The organism is Sphingomonas asaccharolytica NBRC 15499, assembly GCF_001598355.1.
GTDB classification, from domain to species: Bacteria; Pseudomonadota; Alphaproteobacteria; order Sphingomonadales; family Sphingomonadaceae; genus Sphingomonas; species Sphingomonas asaccharolytica.
In genome coordinates this window covers 42853-57678 of the sequence record NZ_BCYU01000005.1, presented here as the reverse complement: position 1 = coordinate 57678, position 14826 = coordinate 42853, and the positions used below count along the sequence as shown (strand labels likewise).

The window sequence follows — 14826 nt, the reverse complement described above, 5'->3', positions numbered from 1 at the left end:
CGGGCCTCTGGACTCTCATGCCGCAAGTGTACGACCAGCATGGTGCGAGATTGCAACGTATAGATCGCTAAAGATTTCGACAGCGCCGCCGACGACGCTCAGTCCAAAGCGATGTCCGTAAACGACGCGGACATCGACTATGCATCGCAGGGATTTCATCAAGGTAGCGGCGGCAACGGCGGCGCTCGCGGGCATCTCGCGGCGGGCGTTTGCCAGCCCCGATTCCGATCGAACTAGATTGGCCGAGTGGCGCGGCAGTCAGCGCTTCGCCCGGACGGCGTTCGGCTCGATCGCCTATGTCGACAGCGGCGGCGGCGACGAAGTGCTGTTGCTGCACGGCTATCCGTTGTGCGGCTTCCAATGGCGGCACGCACGCGAACAACTCGATCTGTCCTATCGCTGCATCGTGCCGGACTTCATGGGTCTCGGCGCGACCGACGTGGCAGAGGGGCAGGATCTGGGTGCGCCCGCGCAGGCGGCGATGATCGTGTCGCTGCTCGACGCGCTGAAGGTTCGCCGCGTGCATGTCGTCGCGAATGACAGTGGGGGGGCGGTCGCACAGTTGCTGGCGGTCCATCATTCGACGCGGGTCCGGTCGTTAATCCTGACCAATTGCGATACCGAACGGCAAAGTCCGCCGCCCGCCATGCTGCCGGTGATCGAGCTTTCGAAGCAGGGCAACTATGCCCAGCAATGGCTGGCGCCGTGGCTGGCCGACCGCGCTCATGCCCGCGCGCCCGATCAGTTTGGCGGCATGTGCTATACCGACCCGGCCAATCCGTCCGACGCGGCGCTCGAAATGTATTTCGGGCCGCTGCTGTCATCACCGAAGCGCCGGCGCCAGGTCGAGGCGCATGCAATTGCGCAGGGCCGCAATGCGCTCGCGGGTATCACACCCATGCTCGGCCGTTGCGCGATCCCGACGCGGATTATCTGGGGCATGGCGGACACGATCTTCGCTCCCGACAACGCCGATTATCTCGATCGTGCCTTTGCCAAATCGCTGGGAGTGCGGCGTCTGGAGAAGGCCAAGCTCTTCTGGCCGGAGGAACGCCCCGACGTGATTGTCGAAGAAGGCGACCGGCTGTGGCGCTCGCTTGCCTCCTGACAGCAACAGCATCGAGGAAAATTTCGTGGGAAAATCCATTCGTCGGCGCCGCATGGGGTGCTGTGTGCTCGCCATCGCGATCATGAGCACCGCCATCACGCCTGCGCGGGCGTCCGATCATCTCGACACACCGGCAGTGATTGCCGATCCGCGCGCCGACATTGGCGATCTTTTCGCGTGGATTTCCCCGGATGGAAACGAGCTCGATCTCGTCATGACGATCGTCGGGCACAGCTTTTCCGACAAGCTGAGCTATGTCTTCCACATCGATAGCGGCGCGCGCTTCGGGCGAACCGCGGCATCCACCGTGCTGGTTTGCCGCTTTGCCAGCGCATCCGCCGCCGATTGTCGGCTGGGGAGCGGCGACCGGGCGCGCGGAGATGCGAGCAAGTCGGCGGGGCTGGTGAGCGGACGTGGCCATTTCCGGGTGTTCGCGGGGCTGCGCGATGATCCGTTCTTCAACAATGTTCGCGGTACGCGCGATGTCTATAATGTCGCGATCGCTGCGCTCGCGTCGGGTGCGCGCTACGACGCGTCGGGCTGCCCCGGCTTCAGCGCTGCGCAATCCGCTGACATTTTGCGGCATTGGAAGAGGACCGATGGCGGTCCAGCGACCAATTTCCTGCGCGGCTGGACTCCGGATTCGATCGTCGTCTCGATCAAGCTCGCGGCAGTCACCAGGGGAGGGCCGATGCTTGCGGTCTGGGGCGCGACCGTCGGACCCAAGGGACAAATCGACCGCGCCGCGCGGCCGCTGACGGGCAACGCACTGCTGGCGACGCTGGGAGCGGCCGACGAGAGCAATCGCCTGAAGGAGCGCTACAACGCAGCCACGCCGGCGACGAGCGCGTCTTTCGTTCCGGCGGTCGCCCAGGGCATCGCGCTTTACGACGGGTTCGACGGCCGGTGCGGGGATAGTCTGCTGATCGACCGCAAAGCCCCTCCAGCGCAACGTTATTGGCCGCTTGCCCGGCTGCTTGCCGATGATCGCCTGTGGCTCAACAGCCGGTCGGCCGTCTGCACCCAATTGTTCGCGGTAGAGCGTGCCGCGCTCAACGGCGAAAAGGCGCTCGCGAGCGATTGCGGTGGACGGACGATCAATTACGACGCGGTCAACGTCTATCGCTCGCTGCTTGCCGACGGCTCGACCACGAAGATCGACGACGGCGTGCATGCCGACGACAAGGCACACTCGACCACGATCTTTCCCTTTCTGGCCGCGCCGGATGCGGTATCCGTCGGCAAATGACCCGCGCTCGTTTCGTCGCGCGGGCATTGGCGCCCGCGATGGGACTGGTCGCGGTGCCGGCGGCGGCGCATACCGGAACCGGGCTGGCCGGTGGCTTTGTATCGGGCTTCGCCCACCCGCTGAGCGGACCCGACCATCTCCTGGCGATGGTGTCGGTCGGGCTGTGGGGCGCCTTTCTCGGGCGCCCGCTGGTCTATGCACTGCCGGTCGTCTTCCCGATGATGATGGTCGCGGGCGCCGTAGTCGGCATGGCTGGAATTGCCATTCCCTCCACCGAGATCGGCATAAAGCTGTCGGTGATGGTGCTGGGCGGGTGCATCGCGCTGGCGCTTCGCGCGCCTGTCTGGATCGCGGCATCGATCGTCGCCGTGTTCGCGATCTGCCATGGCTACGCCCATGGCCGCGAATTGCCGTCGGCCGCCGATCCGATGGGCTATAGTGTCGGCTTCGTGCTGGCGACGGGCTTGCTGCATGTCGCCGGCATCGCGCTCGGATCGCTCGAGGCACGACGCGGGGGAACGCCGGCGATCCGCTTGGCCGGCGGTGCGATTGCGGCGATCGGAGGCGTCTTCCTTTTGGGCGCCGTTATGCGATGAGGGACCCCGGATTATTGGTGATGCTGCTGGCTACCGGCGCCGGATTGGTGTTGGGTCCGCAGCGCTGGAAAGCGACGCTTGCCGGCGCCTCGGCATCGATACTGGCGATGCTCGCGACGTTGGCCTTCGTCGTCGCGCTGCCGGCCGATATCGTCTGGAGCGTCGCCTGGGCAGTCGTTGCGGCAATGGCAATCGCGACTTGGCTTCCTCGTCTTGGAGCGGCGTTGCCGGTCGCGCTGGCCTGTTCCGCCGGCGCCGTCGGAGGTGGCCTCTCGGCGACCGTACCGAACCAGCTCCTCTTCGTCGCGATACTCGCTCTTTCGACCGTCATGACTGCGGGGGGCGCCCGGCGTGACTGGGCGCTTGCACCGAAGGTGGTTGCAGGCTGGCTGCTCGCGATCGCGGCGCTGAACGCAACGCTTACGGTCCTGCCGGTCACGCCGGGCTACCTTCCCGATCATATGGAGTGAGTCGATGCTCGTTCGCTTCGCCTTGACGACATTCGCGCTGGTCGGTGCGACCGCCGCGCTCGCGCATGATTTCTGGCTACAGCCGGTCCGTTGGCGGCTCGATCCGCAACGACGTGCCGGCCTGACGCTCCAGGTCGGCCACGGTTCTTACCGGCAACGCTCGCCGATCTCCGCGTCGCGCATCCTGGCCTTTTACGGCGTGACCCCTGACGGACGAAGGGTCGACCTGCGCAAGCAGCTCCACCCCGGCGCGACGGCCGACGACGCGACCGTGTCGTTCGGCCGGCCCGGCACCTATGTCCTCGCGCTCGAAACCGATAATCGCGCCGAGAGCCATTTGCCCGCGATCCGGTTCAACGACTATCTGAAGGTCGAGGGGCTGACGCCGGCGATCGAACTGCGCGCTCGCAACGGACGCACCGATACGGATGGCGCCGAGAATTACAGCCGCCACGCAAAAGCGATCGTGCAGGTCGGGCCAGTCGATCCGCGCGGCCAGGTTCAGATAACCAGGCCGCTAGGCCTGTCGCTCGAAATCGTCCCGGAGAGTAGCCCACTGACCAGGCCGGGGGGAGGGACCCTGCCGGTCAGGATCTTCTATCGCGGCCGCTTGTTGCCGGGCGCATTGGTCAAGCTGACCAACCTCGACCATGATGCCGAGCCGATCGAGGTGCACCGGACGGATGCTCGCGGCCGGGCAATATTCGCGATGCCGGGCCGTGGCGCCTGGCTGCTCAACGTGATCTGGACGCGGCCGCGGCCGCGCACCAGCCTGACCGATTTCGAAACCGACTTCTCCAGTCTCAGCTTCGGCGTCAGCGAGTGAAGGGGATAACCTTGCGCTTTTGCGATATGAGTCCTTGCGACTCGATGGAGCGAAGCAGGGCTGACGGCGTGAGCAATCAGGCGATGGACGACGAATTGTCGGTTCGCGTGCTGCTGGAGACCAGCACGCTTGCCATCCGGGACGTGCAATGTCGCGGCACCTGTCGTCACGCCTCGCCGAGCGAATGCGCGACTATGACGCACCTCGTCTATCCCTATCGTGGCGCTTTCATGCGGCATGTCGGCCGAACCGAGACACTCGCCGAGCCCAATCAACTCATCTTTTTCAACGATGACGAGGAATATGGCATCAGCCATCCGGTCGGCGGCGGCGACGCCTGCCTGTCGATCGCGATCGAGCGGGAACTGCTGAGCGAGCTCGCGCCACGCGACCAGACCAAGGGCGGAGCGTCGATCACGTTCAGGCATGCGCGTCGTGGGATCGATCCCGGCGCGCAGGCACTCGTCGCTACGCTGCGCCATGGGCTCGGCCGCGGCGCGATCGAGACGCTCGAGGCGGAGACGCTGGCGCTCACCCTGATCGAGCGGTCGTTGGGCGAAAAGACCTCGACGGCTCGGGCCACGTCATTCGGACGCAAGAAGCTGGTGGATCGGACGAAGATCCTGCTTGCCGCAAATCCGGGCCGGCGATGGACGCTCGCCGCGATAGCGAACGAGATCGGCGTCTCTCCCGTCTATCTCACTCAGGTGTTTGCCCAGGCCGAAGGCGTTCCGCTGTACCGGTACCAGCTGCGAGTTCGCTTGGCGCGCGCGCTCGATCTGATCGCCGAGTATGACGATCTCACCATGCTCGCGCTGGATCTCGGATTTTCGAGCCACAGCCACTTCACCGCCGCGTTTCGCCAGCATTATGGGCAATCGCCGACTGACTTTCAGCGCTCAACTGCCCTGCGGTGACGGCCAATCAACTGGAAATGAATAAGGCGCGCGCCGCCATATTCTAACGGAACGAGCGTCGCGTAGCGGGGATCAGCGCCCTGCCGTCCTTTCGTTCGGATCCAGCGCTACCGCTTCATCGCCAGCAATGCCTGCGCGCGCTTGAGATGCGGCATGTCGAGCATCGCGCCGTCTAGACCCACCGTGCCGGCGCCAGGATTGGCGTCGAACGCGGTCAGGACTTTCTTGGCATGGGCGATTTCTTCGGGTGATGGAGTGAAGGCGGCGTTGATCACCGGGACTTGGTCGGGGTGGATCGCGAGCATGCCGCGAAAGCCCGCACGGCGCGCTCGGCGGGCCATTTTCTCCAGACCTGCGGAATCGCGGAAGTCGCCGTGAATAGTCTCGATCGCGCTGACCGAGGCGGCGGCGGCGCCGGTCAGGCAGAGCGCGCGAAACATCTGATAGGGGAAGTCGTACTCGCCATCGTCGTCGCGGTTGCTGGTCGCGCCGAGCGCAGTGGCGCTGTCCTCTGCGCCCCAGCTCAACGCAGCAAGGCGCGGGCATCCGGCGTAATTGCCGACGTCGAACACGCCTGCGGCGGTCTCGGTCGCCAAGACGAACACCGGAATGCCGCCGAGCGGCAGGCCGGCGGCGGTCTCCAGCGCGGACAGGTAGTTGTTCAGCCGTTCGGCATCGGCGCGCGTCGCCTTGGGCAGCAGGATGCCGTCGGGGCGAGCCGGGATGATTGCGGCGAGATCCGGTAGCGCATGCGGCGTATCGAGCGGGTTGATCCGCACCCAATGCGGTTGGCGGCGATGCGTCGTCTTGAGGTGCGTGGCGACTGCGTTGCGCGCATCGGGCTTGGCGCTTTCGGTGACAGCGTCCTCGAGGTCGATGATCACCAGGTCGGCGGCGCTCAGGCCGGCCTTCTCCAGCTTGCGGGGCGAGTCGCCTGGGGCGAATAGAAGCGAGCGGGCGGCAAGCGGGACAATATTCATGGCGGCGTTCTGGCGCAGGTGAGCGATGTGCGCCAGCCCTCTCGCTTTTCGCGCGCGGCGAGACTAAGCACCATACCCGATATTCGATAAATGAGAGAATAGCCCATGCGCGAAGCCGTCATCGTCTCCACCGCCCGCACCGGCATCGGCAAGGCTAATCGCGGCTATTTCAACATCACCGAGGCGCCGGTAATCGGCGCGCATGTGATGAATGCCGCGGTCGAACGCGCCGGGATCGACCCATCGCGCATTGACGACGTGTTCTACGGCGCGGGCAACGAATGGGGGACGCAAGGCTATAATGTCGCGCGCAACACGATCTTTGCCGCCCGCTTGCCGACGAGCGTCCCTGCCTTCACACTCGACCGCAAATGCGGCTCCGGCCTCACCGCGGTCGCGCTCGCGGCGCGCGGGATCATATGCGACGAGCTCGACGTCGCGCTGGCGGGCGGGATGGAATCGATCACGCTGACCGCGAAACAGGCGGGCAAGCCGTATCAGAACCAGTCGGTGATCGCGCAGAAGCCATATGCCTATATGCCGATGATCGAGACCGCCGAGGTGGTCGCCGCGCGCTATGGCATCTCTCGCCAGGCGCAGGATGAGTTCGCTGCGCTGAGCCAGCAACGCGCCTACGACGGATTGCAAAAGGGCGCCTTTGCCGAGGAAATCGTGCCGATCACGGTCGAAAAGGCGACCTTCGACAAGGAAGGCAACCAGACCGGCACCGAACAGGTCACCGTCACCCAGGACGAAGGCATCCGCGGCGGCACGACCGCGGAAATCCTGTCGGGACTGCGCACCGTGTTCAAGGACGGCATGGTGATCAAGGAAGGCAAGTACGTCACCGCGGGCAATGCCTCGCAGCTCTCGGACGGCGCGGCGGCGCAGATCCTGATGGAGCGCAAGGCCGCCGAAGCCGAGGGCAAGGACATCCTCGGCATCTATCGCGGCTTTCAGGTCGCGGGTTGTGAGCCCGACGAAATGGGCATCGGGCCGGTCTTCGCCATCCCCAAGCTGCTCAAGCGCGCCGGGCTCAAGATCGAGGATATCGGCTTGTGGGAGATCAACGAGGCGTTCGCCTCGCAATGCCTCTATTGCCGCGACACGCTGGGGATCGATCCCGCCAAGATCAACGTCAACGGCGGCGCGATCGCGGTCGGGCATCCGTTCGGGATGACCGGGTCGCGGCTGACCGGACACGCGCTGATCGAGGGCCGCAAGCGCGGGGTGAAGTACGCCGTGGTGTCGATGTGCACCGCCGGCGGCATGGGCGCGGCGGGGCTATTCGAGATTCCCTGAGGTCGCCTACAGCATCCCGATCTGCTTCATCCAGCGCTCGACCAATTGCGGCCAGATCCCAACCGGCTCATTCTTCTTGCGTAATCCGAAAGCGTGGCCGCCTTTCGCGAACAGGTGCATTTCAGTGGACACGCCGGCCTTGTCGAGCGCGCTGGCGTACATCAGGCTGTTGCAGACCGGGTCGATCGGATCGTTCCAGGCCTGCGCGATGAAGGTGGGCGGCGCGGTCTTGAAGATCGGCAGCGTGGGGTCGAACTTGCCGTGGCGACAGATATGGCCGGGATAGAGCGCGACCGCGAAATCGGGCCGGCTGCTGATGCGATCAATCGCATCGACCGGCTTGTACGCGGGCGTCAGGATATTGCTGGTCTGCGCGACCAAATAACCGCCTGCGGAAAAACCCATCACGCCGATCTTGTTGGGGTCGATGTTCAGCTCTTTCGCCTTGGAGCGAACCAGCCGGATCGTCCGCTGCGCGTCCTGTAGAGCGCGCATGATCTTGGGCGTGATGTGACGCTGAAGCCCGTCGTCCCAATAGTCGTTGCCGCCGGGCGCACGATATTTCGAGACGATGCAGGTGATTCCTTGGACGGTCAGCCAGTCGCAAATCTCGGTCCCTTCCAAGGTTATGAAAACCTTCTGGAACCCGCCGCCGGGGAAGACGATCACGGCGGTACCTTTATTGCGGCCGCTCGGCGGCATGATCGTCATCGTCGGCACGGCAATGTCGAGCACTGCCTCCGACTTGCCGCCGAATTCCGGCGGTTCCTTATAGGTCTCGACGTTCTCGGGCGGTTGCGGCCTGAGCGTACCGTCGGGCGCGTTGCCTGGCCATATCGGAACCTGTTTCAGGCCGGCGCGCGGCTGCCAAACGCCGACCCTTTGGCCCGCGGCGGGTTCGAGAGCGACCGCGGCGGTCGGGGCTGTTTGGATTAGCGGGGCGCGCGACTGGGTGTGGGCGGTGGCCGTCATTGCTACGGCCGCCAGGATCGCTGCAACACCCATGACTCGATTCATCCTTCACCTCCTCTATGGAACGGGGAGGGATAGGAATGCGGTCCCGCGCCGACAAAGCATCGTTTCTCCACGGAGCCATGAATCGGTTTCATGGATGGCCGGGAAGAGCGTAGGCTGCGGATCAGGTCCGCTTGGGTGGGAGCAAGCTTTTCTCCGCCGCGGCGCAGCTTGTTGTGGATAAGCGCCACCCCAGATTTGCGCAAAAGCGCCCTTCGCCCCTAGGACATCCCGCATGACTACCTACACGACCCGCATGCTCATCCTCGGTTCGGGCCCTGCCGGCCTGTCGGCGGCGATCTATGGCGCCCGCGCCGGGATGGAGCCGATCGTCGTCCAGGGCATCCAGCCCGGCGGCCAGCTGACCACCACCACCGATGTCGAGAATTATCCCGGCTTCCGCGAGGTGATCCAGGGCCCCTGGCTGATGCAGGAGATGCAGGCCCAGGCCGAACATGTCGGCACGCGGATGATGTGGGACACGATCGTCGAGGTCGACCTGACCCGGCGTCCGTTCCGCCTGATCGGCGACAGTGGCGAGGTCTATGTCGGCGACGTGCTTGTGATCGCCACCGGCGCGCAGGCCAAATGGCTCGGGCTCGACAGCGAGGAAGCGCTGAAGGGCAAGGGCGTCAGCGCCTGCGCAACATGCGATGGCTTCTTCTATCGCGGCAAGAAGGTCGCGGTGATCGGCGGCGGCAATACCGCGGTCGAGGAAGCGCTCTACCTGACCAACCACTCGCCCGACGTGACCTTGATCCACCGCCGCGATTCGTTCCGGGCGGAGAAAATCCTCCAAAAGCGCCTGTTCGCTAATGAGCGGATCAAGGTGCTGTGGAACAAGGAGGTCGAGACCTTCGTCGATGGCGGCGGCACGGCCGGCCTGGTCGCGCTGGAGTTGCGTGACACGGTGACCGGCGAGCTCTCACGGCTGGATGTCGAGGGCGGGTTCGTCGCGATCGGTCACCATCCGGCGACCGAACTGTTTCGTGGGCACCTCGAGCTCGACGCCGACCATTATATCAAGGTAGAGACCGGCACGACGCGGACCAGCGTGCCCGGCGTGTTCGCGTGCGGCGACGTGATGGACAAGGTCTACCGCCAGGCGGTCACCGCCGCCGGCACCGGCTGCATGGCGGCGCTCGACGCCGAGCGCTTCCTGGCCGAGGCCGATTTCGAAAAGGTCGCCGAAGCGGCCGAGTGAGGTCAGGTGGTTGCCGGCTCGGTTTTCGGGTCGGCATGCTCGCCCTCGGCGACGTCATGTGGGACGTTCCAGCCGAAATACACCTCGACCTCGACGATCTTCCCGTCGCGAAGGGTGTGAGCTTCGGTGTTGCGGAAACGCCTGCCGCTGACCGTGCCGATATACGTGACGAACACCGCGTCCCCGTCCGTCGCCATGCGCACGATCTCGAAATCCTCCATGTTGCGGCTGTTGGGCCAGCAGAGGCGGAAATAGGTGTCGCGGTCGATCCGGTTGTCGAGCGGGCTGGAGAAATGGAAGTCCTCGGCGATCAACTGTTCGATCGTCTCGCGATCCTTGTCGACATAGGCTTGCAGCGTGCCGCGGACGACGTCTTGGTTGGAAAACATGGGATAGCTCCCGTCACGTTACGGCTAAACGCGAAGGCGAGCGGGACGTTCCCGCCTTAGGCGCTTCGGATCACAGCCAGAATCTGATCGCGCAGCCAGTCGCCGTCGCCCGGTCGTGCAAAACTGTGGCTGTCGGTTGCGCGATGATGGATCGTATCCGCCTCGTGCCACGCATGCTCGAAACGGATCGCGGTATTGTCGCGCTGGGCTAGCAGGATCGTGCGGGGAGTATCGACCATCGCCACCGCCATCCGCGCAGCAATCGGATTTGTAGCTTCTTTCGATTTGGAAGAAGCCTTGCGTAACCCTTTGATCGCTTTTCCGATATTTATTCCACCGGACAAGGCGCGAAGCCATTGGCGTGGATCGCGCGCGCGGTCGGCATAATGCGACCGGATGGCGGAGGCGGGGGGCAAGGCATCGTCCTCGTCGCCGACCCAGGGATTGGCAAGGACCAGCGCATCGATCCCGGCACCGCGATGGAACAAGGCGAGCGCGGTGGCGGCATCGCAATTGCCGAAGGCGACGACGCGAGTCAGCTGCGGTGCCAGTGTGCGGAAAGCGCGAACTGCGGCGGCGATGTCGGGCCCGCTATCCTGATAGCCATGATTGGCGCCGTCCGAATCGCCGATCCCGCGCCGGTCGAAGCGGAACACCGGGATGCCAGCGGCGGCGAGATCGGCGGCAAGCAGCGCCATGCCGCGATGCGCGCCGCAGCGCAGTTCGTTGCCGCCCGACACGATCAGCAACCCGCTCGTATCTGTGGCATCGTCGAGCGTGCCGATCAGCGTATCGCCCTCGCAGGGAAAATTGGTCAGCTCGCGCATCGCGCGATCCAATCGGCGATATCGTCCGCCAGCAGGTCGGCGAGCGCGGGATCATCGCCCGGCTCGCTCTGGCGCCAGAGCGGTGCGCCGGCGACTTTGCGGTCGGCGACCGCAGGGTCGGTCTCGAGCCGGACGACGCGGACCGCGCCGTCGCGCACGCAATCGGCCGCGTTGAGATCGCGGATCAATGTGCGCGATAACGTATTGCCGGCGATCGTCACCGCGTTACCCTCGTCATTGTAATTGCCAAGGTCGATCTCGATCCGCTCGCCCGCGGCCGCACTGGTGCGGAGCAGTTCGCGGACCAGGGCCTCGCCTTTGGCGGGGGCGAGTTGCCAGCGCGATACCGCCTTGACGTCATGATCGAGTAACGCCCCGCCGCGACACGATAAAATGTGAACTGGGCGTTCGCCTGCGGCCGCGGTCGAAGCGGACGCCAACGCCGTGCGCCAGCCCGCCAGCATGGCGTTTTCAGTCGGCACCAGGCTCTCCCCTTGGCCGGGAAGGTCGGGGAGCGCGCTTGCGATGTGGCGCTCGGCGAGGCGGCGCAGCACCCCGCTGATGAAGGTGCGGGTGCGATTGGCTTCCTCGAACAACGGCAGAACCGCGACCACGATCGGGCCAGTGGTGGGGCCGAAGCGCATCATCGCCTCGCGCCCACCGGCCCAATCGTAGTGATCGATCATGTGGCGTTCCTCGCCGCGACCTTGGCCTCGGCGAAACGGCGAAGCGCACCAAAGCTTTCGAGCATCTCGCCATCGACCTCGTCATCCTCGATCAGGATGTGCAGCCGATCCTCGATCTCGGTCAGCACACCGGCGACCGCCATCGAATCGAGCTCGGGCAAGGCGCCGAACAGCGCTGTATCGTCGTCAAAGGCCGCGACGCGATCGGCGTCGAGCGCCAGGACATCCTTAAGAACGGCGCGCACGGTCTGGCCGACCGTCGACGGTGCGTGGTGCGTAGTCATCGTTTCGGCGCGTTACCGATAGGGGAGCGGCTTGGGAAGGGTGGGGCGATCGTTCTGACTCGCAGTCGACGTTGGTGACGTGTCCCAGGACATCCAGTCGTCATGCCGGGCTCGTCCCGGCATCCACCGCGCAACAAGGCTGGATTCGGATAATTGCACCGTGGACGCCGGCACAAGGCCGGCGTGACGACGTAGGGGTGCGAGAGTGTACCCTTGGGTGAAGCGCTTTGCCTCGCTATCAGAGCGGAATGATCCCACTAGACCCCGTGCCGCGGCCGCTCGATCACCTGACGCTGCGTGGGCGCGCTGGCGATCCGGCGCTGGCCACGCGCGATGGCATGCTCGATTTCGCTGGCCTGGAAGCAGCGGTCGGCGCGCTGGCCGGATGGCTCGCGGGGCAGGGGTTGGCCCAAGGCGATCGCGTCGCCACCTGGCTGCCCAAGACGCGCACGGCGTGCCTGATGCCGCTGGCGGCGGCGCGTGCCGGTTTCGTACATGTTCCGATAAATCCACAGCTCAAACATCTACAAGTACAGCATATTGTTTCCGACAGTGGTGCACTCTTGTTGATCACGCAAGGCGCACGCGCCGAAACGCTCGATGCGGAGAGCGTGAGGATCGTGACCGACGATCCGCAGCTTGACGGACCGGCGCTGCCGCCGTCAGACACCGATCCCGACGCCTTGGCGGCACTACTTTACACCTCGGGATCGACCGGGCGGCCCAAGGGGGTGATGCTCAGCCACGCCAATCTGTGGCTCGGTGCGATCAGCGTGGCGCATTATCTCGGCCTCAATCCCGCCGACCGCGTGCTCGGTGTGCTGCCCCTCAGCTTCGACTACGGGCAGAACCAGCTGTTCTCGACCTGGGCGGCAGGGGCGTGCGTGGTGCCGTTCGACTATCTGCTGCCGCGCGACGTCTATCGCGCGATCGAGCGCGAGCGGATCACGACGCTAGCCGGCGTGCCGCCGCTCTGGGCTCAATTACTTGATGTCGACCCTCACGAAATCGACACAAACACATTGAGAAAAATGACAAATTCTGGCGGGGCACTGACCCGGAGATTGATCGACGGACTGCGCGAGCGTTTTCCGCGCGCCGATATCTATCCGATGTACGGACTGACCGAGGCGTTCCGCTCAACCTATCTCGACCCAGCCTTGGTCGTGGACCACCCGGATTCGATCGGCCGAGCGATCCCCTTTGCCGATATCATGATCGTACGATCCGATGGCGCACGGGCGGCAGTCGATGAACCGGGCGAGTTGGTCCATGCCGGGCCCTTGGTAGCGCAAGGCTATTGGCGGGATCCCGAACGGACAGCGGCGCGCTTCCGGCCCGCGCCAGCATGGTCCCAAGCGGGTGGCATGGCGGTATGGTCGGGCGATACGGTGGTAGCGGACGCCGACGGGCTGTTGCGCTTCGTCGGTCGCGATGATGAGATGATCAAATCGGCCGGCAACCGCATCAGTCCCAACGAAATCGAAGAAGCGATCACCGCCGGCGGCGAGACGCGTGAGGCGGTCGCGATCGGCGTTCCCGACGAGCGCCAGGGCCAGGCAATACTGGTGGTGGCGAAGGGCGACGGGTCCGTCGAACCGGTCTTACGGGAGCGTCTACGCCGCGACTTGCCCAATTTCATGCAGCCGGCGCGCTATGTCTGGCTGGCCGAGTTGCCGCGCAACGCCAACGGCAAGCTCGATCGCGCTGGGTTGAGGGGGATGACGTCATGAAGCCAATGGGCGCGATCCCGCTGGAATTCCAATCGCTTCCCTTGACGGTCGGCGGCCGCTCGGTGGAAGAGTTGATCACGTCGTCGCCATTGTTTGTCTACGACACAGCGATAGTACGGAGCCGGGTTGCGCGGTTCCGATCTGCGTTTCCCGGCATCGACCTCCATTATGCCGTGAAGGCCAATCCCTTCGCTCCGTTGCTCGCGGCGATGGCGCCGCTGGTCGACGGGTTCGACGTCGCGTCCGCGGGCGAATTGGCTCGTGTCGTCGATCTCGACCGGGCGGCGAGTTTCGCCGGACCTGGCAAGGGCGATGCCGAGCTCGATGCCGCCATCGCGGCCGGGGTTACGATCAACCTGGAAAGCGAAAGCGAGGCGGATCGTGCGCTCGCCATTGCCGAACGGCGCGGTGTGGCGCCGCGACTCGCCGTCCGCGTGAATCCCGAATTCGAGCTACGCGGGTCGGGGATGCGGATGGGCGGGCGTCCCTCGCCATTCGGGATCGATGCGGATCGCGTCCCGGCGCTGGTGAAGCGCATCCTGGGGGGAGGCGCCGAATGGCGTGGGTTCCACATCTTCGCGGGATCGCAGGCGCTCGATCCCGCGGCGATCATCGACAGCCAGGCGCACACGCTCGACCTCGCCGTCCGGCTGGCTGAGGCAGCGGGGGCATCGCCGCCGCTCGTGAATCTCGGCGGCGGGTTCGGCATTCCCTATTTTCCCGGCGAGCAGGTGCTTGATATCGAAGCGATCGGTGCCGCGCTGACGCCAAGACTGACCGCGTTGCCCGATACGCGATTCGCGATCGAACTGGGACGCTGGCTGGTGGGCGAAGCCGGCGTCTATCTGACCCGGATCGTCGATCGCAAGGAAAGTCGGGGCGAAATCTTCCTGGTCTGCGACGGCGGCCTTAACCATCAGCTCGCCGCCACCGGTAATCTCGGCACCGTCGTCCGCCGCAATTACCCCGTCGCCGTTGCCACGGCTGCGCCAGACGCGGAGCGCGAAATGGTAAGCGTCGTCGGTCCGCTCTGCACCCCGCTCGATCGCCTCGCCGATCAGGTCGACTTGGCGGTGGCCGGCCCTGGTGACGTCATCGCGATCTTCATGGCGGGCGCATATGGACTTACCGCCAGTCCCTGGGAGTTCCTGGGTCATCGCAGACCCGCGGAGATCCTCGTCTAACTTACTCCTAACGCAATCTTTACCCCCGCGACCCCATAGCCAAGCCCGAAGTCTGCG

At 65.1% G+C, this 14826-nt stretch carries 16 protein-coding genes; 10 read left to right on the top strand and 6 right to left on the bottom strand.

Features of this window, described 5'->3' with window-relative positions; all coding sequences use genetic code 11:
- Window positions 1–139: 139 nt before the first annotated feature.
- The 6 genes from SAS01S_RS02400 (at window position 140) to SAS01S_RS02375 (ending at window position 5166) form a co-directional block, all read left to right on the top strand.
- The gene (locus tag SAS01S_RS02400; protein WP_066804239.1) at window positions 140–1108 is read left to right on the top strand and encodes an alpha/beta fold hydrolase; all 969 of its coding nucleotides are present in this window, start codon (window positions 140–142) and stop codon (window positions 1106–1108) included.
- Between the two features lie 64 nt (window positions 1109–1172).
- Complete coding sequence (locus SAS01S_RS02395) at window positions 1173–2357, top strand: DUF4331 family protein (RefSeq protein ID WP_066804236.1); 1185 nt, start codon at window positions 1173–1175, stop codon at window positions 2355–2357.
- Window positions 2354–2953 carry a HupE/UreJ family protein gene (locus tag SAS01S_RS02390; protein WP_066804234.1) on the top strand — a complete coding sequence of 200 codons (600 nt, stop codon included), beginning with the start codon at window positions 2354–2356 and terminating at the stop codon, window positions 2951–2953. Before SAS01S_RS02395 ends, SAS01S_RS02390 begins: the two co-directional genes overlap by 4 nt.
- 17 nt (window positions 2954–2970) lie before the next feature.
- Window positions 2971–3423, top strand: a complete 453-nt coding sequence (locus tag SAS01S_RS02385) for a hypothetical protein (protein WP_169804887.1) — start codon at window positions 2971–2973, stop codon at window positions 3421–3423.
- A gap of 4 nt (window positions 3424–3427) precedes the next feature.
- Complete coding sequence (locus tag SAS01S_RS02380) at window positions 3428–4249, top strand: DUF4198 domain-containing protein (protein ID WP_066804230.1); 822 nt, start codon at window positions 3428–3430, stop codon at window positions 4247–4249.
- 68 nt (window positions 4250–4317) lie between these two features.
- The gene (locus tag SAS01S_RS02375; protein ID WP_218016234.1) at window positions 4318–5166 is read left to right on the top strand and encodes a helix-turn-helix transcriptional regulator; all 849 of its coding nucleotides are present in this window, start codon (window positions 4318–4320) and stop codon (window positions 5164–5166) included.
- 107 nt (window positions 5167–5273) lie between these two features.
- Here the strand turns inward: SAS01S_RS02375 and SAS01S_RS02370 are convergent, their stop codons facing one another.
- The gene (locus SAS01S_RS02370; protein ID WP_066804228.1) at window positions 5274–6146 is read right to left on the bottom strand and encodes an HpcH/HpaI aldolase/citrate lyase family protein; all 873 of its coding nucleotides are present in this window, start codon (window positions 6144–6146) and stop codon (window positions 5274–5276) included.
- A 105-nt stretch (window positions 6147–6251) separates the two neighbouring features.
- Between SAS01S_RS02370 and SAS01S_RS02365 the strand changes: the two genes are divergently transcribed.
- The gene (locus SAS01S_RS02365; RefSeq protein WP_066804226.1) at window positions 6252–7448 is read left to right on the top strand and encodes an acetyl-CoA C-acyltransferase; all 1197 of its coding nucleotides are present in this window, start codon (window positions 6252–6254) and stop codon (window positions 7446–7448) included.
- 6 nt (window positions 7449–7454) lie between these two features.
- On the opposite strand, the gene SAS01S_RS02360 is transcribed toward SAS01S_RS02365, so the two are convergent.
- Window positions 7455–8465 (bottom strand): alpha/beta hydrolase, encoded by a 1011-nt coding sequence (locus tag SAS01S_RS02360; protein ID WP_218016233.1) that lies wholly within the window; start codon window positions 8463–8465, stop codon window positions 7455–7457.
- Window positions 8466–8697: 232 nt separating this feature from the next.
- On the opposite strand from SAS01S_RS02360, the gene trxB reads away from it, so the two are divergent.
- Window positions 8698–9666: a thioredoxin-disulfide reductase gene (gene trxB, locus SAS01S_RS02355; RefSeq protein ID WP_066804223.1), complete on the top strand. Its 969-nt coding sequence runs from the start codon at window positions 8698–8700 to the stop codon at window positions 9664–9666.
- A 2-nt stretch (window positions 9667–9668) separates the two neighbouring features.
- Here the strand turns inward: trxB and SAS01S_RS02350 are convergent, their stop codons facing one another.
- From SAS01S_RS02350 to SAS01S_RS02335, 4 genes are read right to left on the bottom strand one after another with little or no spacing between them, the layout of a single operon-like run.
- Entirely contained in the window at window positions 9669–10055 is a 387-nt protein-coding gene (locus SAS01S_RS02350; protein WP_066804220.1) for a nuclear transport factor 2 family protein, read from the bottom strand.
- A 56-nt stretch (window positions 10056–10111) separates the two neighbouring features.
- Window positions 10112–10882 (bottom strand): hydrolase 1, exosortase A system-associated, encoded by a 771-nt coding sequence (locus tag SAS01S_RS02345; protein WP_066804217.1) that lies wholly within the window; start codon window positions 10880–10882, stop codon window positions 10112–10114.
- On the bottom strand, window positions 10870–11568 hold the full coding sequence (locus SAS01S_RS02340) for a hypothetical protein (RefSeq protein WP_066804214.1): 699 nt from the start codon (window positions 11566–11568) through the stop codon (window positions 10870–10872). The genes SAS01S_RS02345 and SAS01S_RS02340 overlap by 13 nt, the downstream gene beginning before the upstream one ends.
- On the bottom strand, window positions 11565–11852 hold the full coding sequence (locus SAS01S_RS02335) for an acyl carrier protein (protein WP_066804211.1): 288 nt from the start codon (window positions 11850–11852) through the stop codon (window positions 11565–11567). Before SAS01S_RS02335 ends, SAS01S_RS02340 begins: the two co-directional genes overlap by 4 nt.
- A gap of 248 nt (window positions 11853–12100) precedes the next feature.
- Between SAS01S_RS02335 and SAS01S_RS02330 the strand changes: the two genes are divergently transcribed.
- Both SAS01S_RS02330 and SAS01S_RS02325 read left to right on the top strand, forming a co-directional pair.
- Window positions 12101–13585, top strand: coding sequence for an acyl-CoA ligase (AMP-forming), exosortase A system-associated (locus SAS01S_RS02330; RefSeq protein WP_066804208.1), 1485 nt, complete (start codon window positions 12101–12103; stop codon window positions 13583–13585).
- The gene (locus SAS01S_RS02325; RefSeq protein ID WP_066804205.1) at window positions 13582–14769 is read left to right on the top strand and encodes a pyridoxal-dependent decarboxylase, exosortase A system-associated; all 1188 of its coding nucleotides are present in this window, start codon (window positions 13582–13584) and stop codon (window positions 14767–14769) included. Before SAS01S_RS02330 ends, SAS01S_RS02325 begins: the two co-directional genes overlap by 4 nt.
- The last annotated feature ends 57 nt before the right edge of the window (window positions 14770–14826 follow it).

Excerpts from the sequence above, each read along its gene's own strand:
- SAS01S_RS02400 (WP_066804239.1), top strand. The coding sequence starts at position 140 with ATGCATCGCAGGGATTTCATCAAGGTAGCGGCGGCAACGGCGGCGCTC.
- SAS01S_RS02390 (WP_066804234.1), top strand. The coding sequence starts at position 2,354 with ATGACCCGCGCTCGTTTCGTCGCGCGGGCATTGGCGCCCGCGATGGGA.
- SAS01S_RS02380 (WP_066804230.1), top strand. The coding sequence starts at position 3,428 with ATGCTCGTTCGCTTCGCCTTGACGACATTCGCGCTGGTCGGTGCGACC.
- SAS01S_RS02370 (WP_066804228.1), bottom strand. The coding sequence starts at position 6,146 with ATGAATATTGTCCCGCTTGCCGCCCGCTCGCTTCTATTCGCCCCAGGC.
- SAS01S_RS02365 (WP_066804226.1), top strand. The coding sequence starts at position 6,252 with ATGCGCGAAGCCGTCATCGTCTCCACCGCCCGCACCGGCATCGGCAAG.
- SAS01S_RS02360 (WP_218016233.1), bottom strand. The coding sequence starts at position 8,465 with ATGAATCGAGTCATGGGTGTTGCAGCGATCCTGGCGGCCGTAGCAATG.
- trxB (WP_066804223.1), top strand. The coding sequence starts at position 8,698 with ATGACTACCTACACGACCCGCATGCTCATCCTCGGTTCGGGCCCTGCC.
- SAS01S_RS02350 (WP_066804220.1), bottom strand. The coding sequence starts at position 10,055 with ATGTTTTCCAACCAAGACGTCGTCCGCGGCACGCTGCAAGCCTATGTC.
- SAS01S_RS02345 (WP_066804217.1), bottom strand. The coding sequence starts at position 10,882 with ATGCGCGAGCTGACCAATTTTCCCTGCGAGGGCGATACGCTGATCGGC.
- SAS01S_RS02340 (WP_066804214.1), bottom strand. The coding sequence starts at position 11,568 with ATGATCGATCACTACGATTGGGCCGGTGGGCGCGAGGCGATGATGCGC.
- SAS01S_RS02335 (WP_066804211.1), bottom strand. The coding sequence starts at position 11,852 with ATGACTACGCACCACGCACCGTCGACGGTCGGCCAGACCGTGCGCGCC.
- SAS01S_RS02330 (WP_066804208.1), top strand. The coding sequence starts at position 12,101 with ATGATCCCACTAGACCCCGTGCCGCGGCCGCTCGATCACCTGACGCTG.
- SAS01S_RS02325 (WP_066804205.1), top strand. The coding sequence starts at position 13,582 with ATGAAGCCAATGGGCGCGATCCCGCTGGAATTCCAATCGCTTCCCTTG.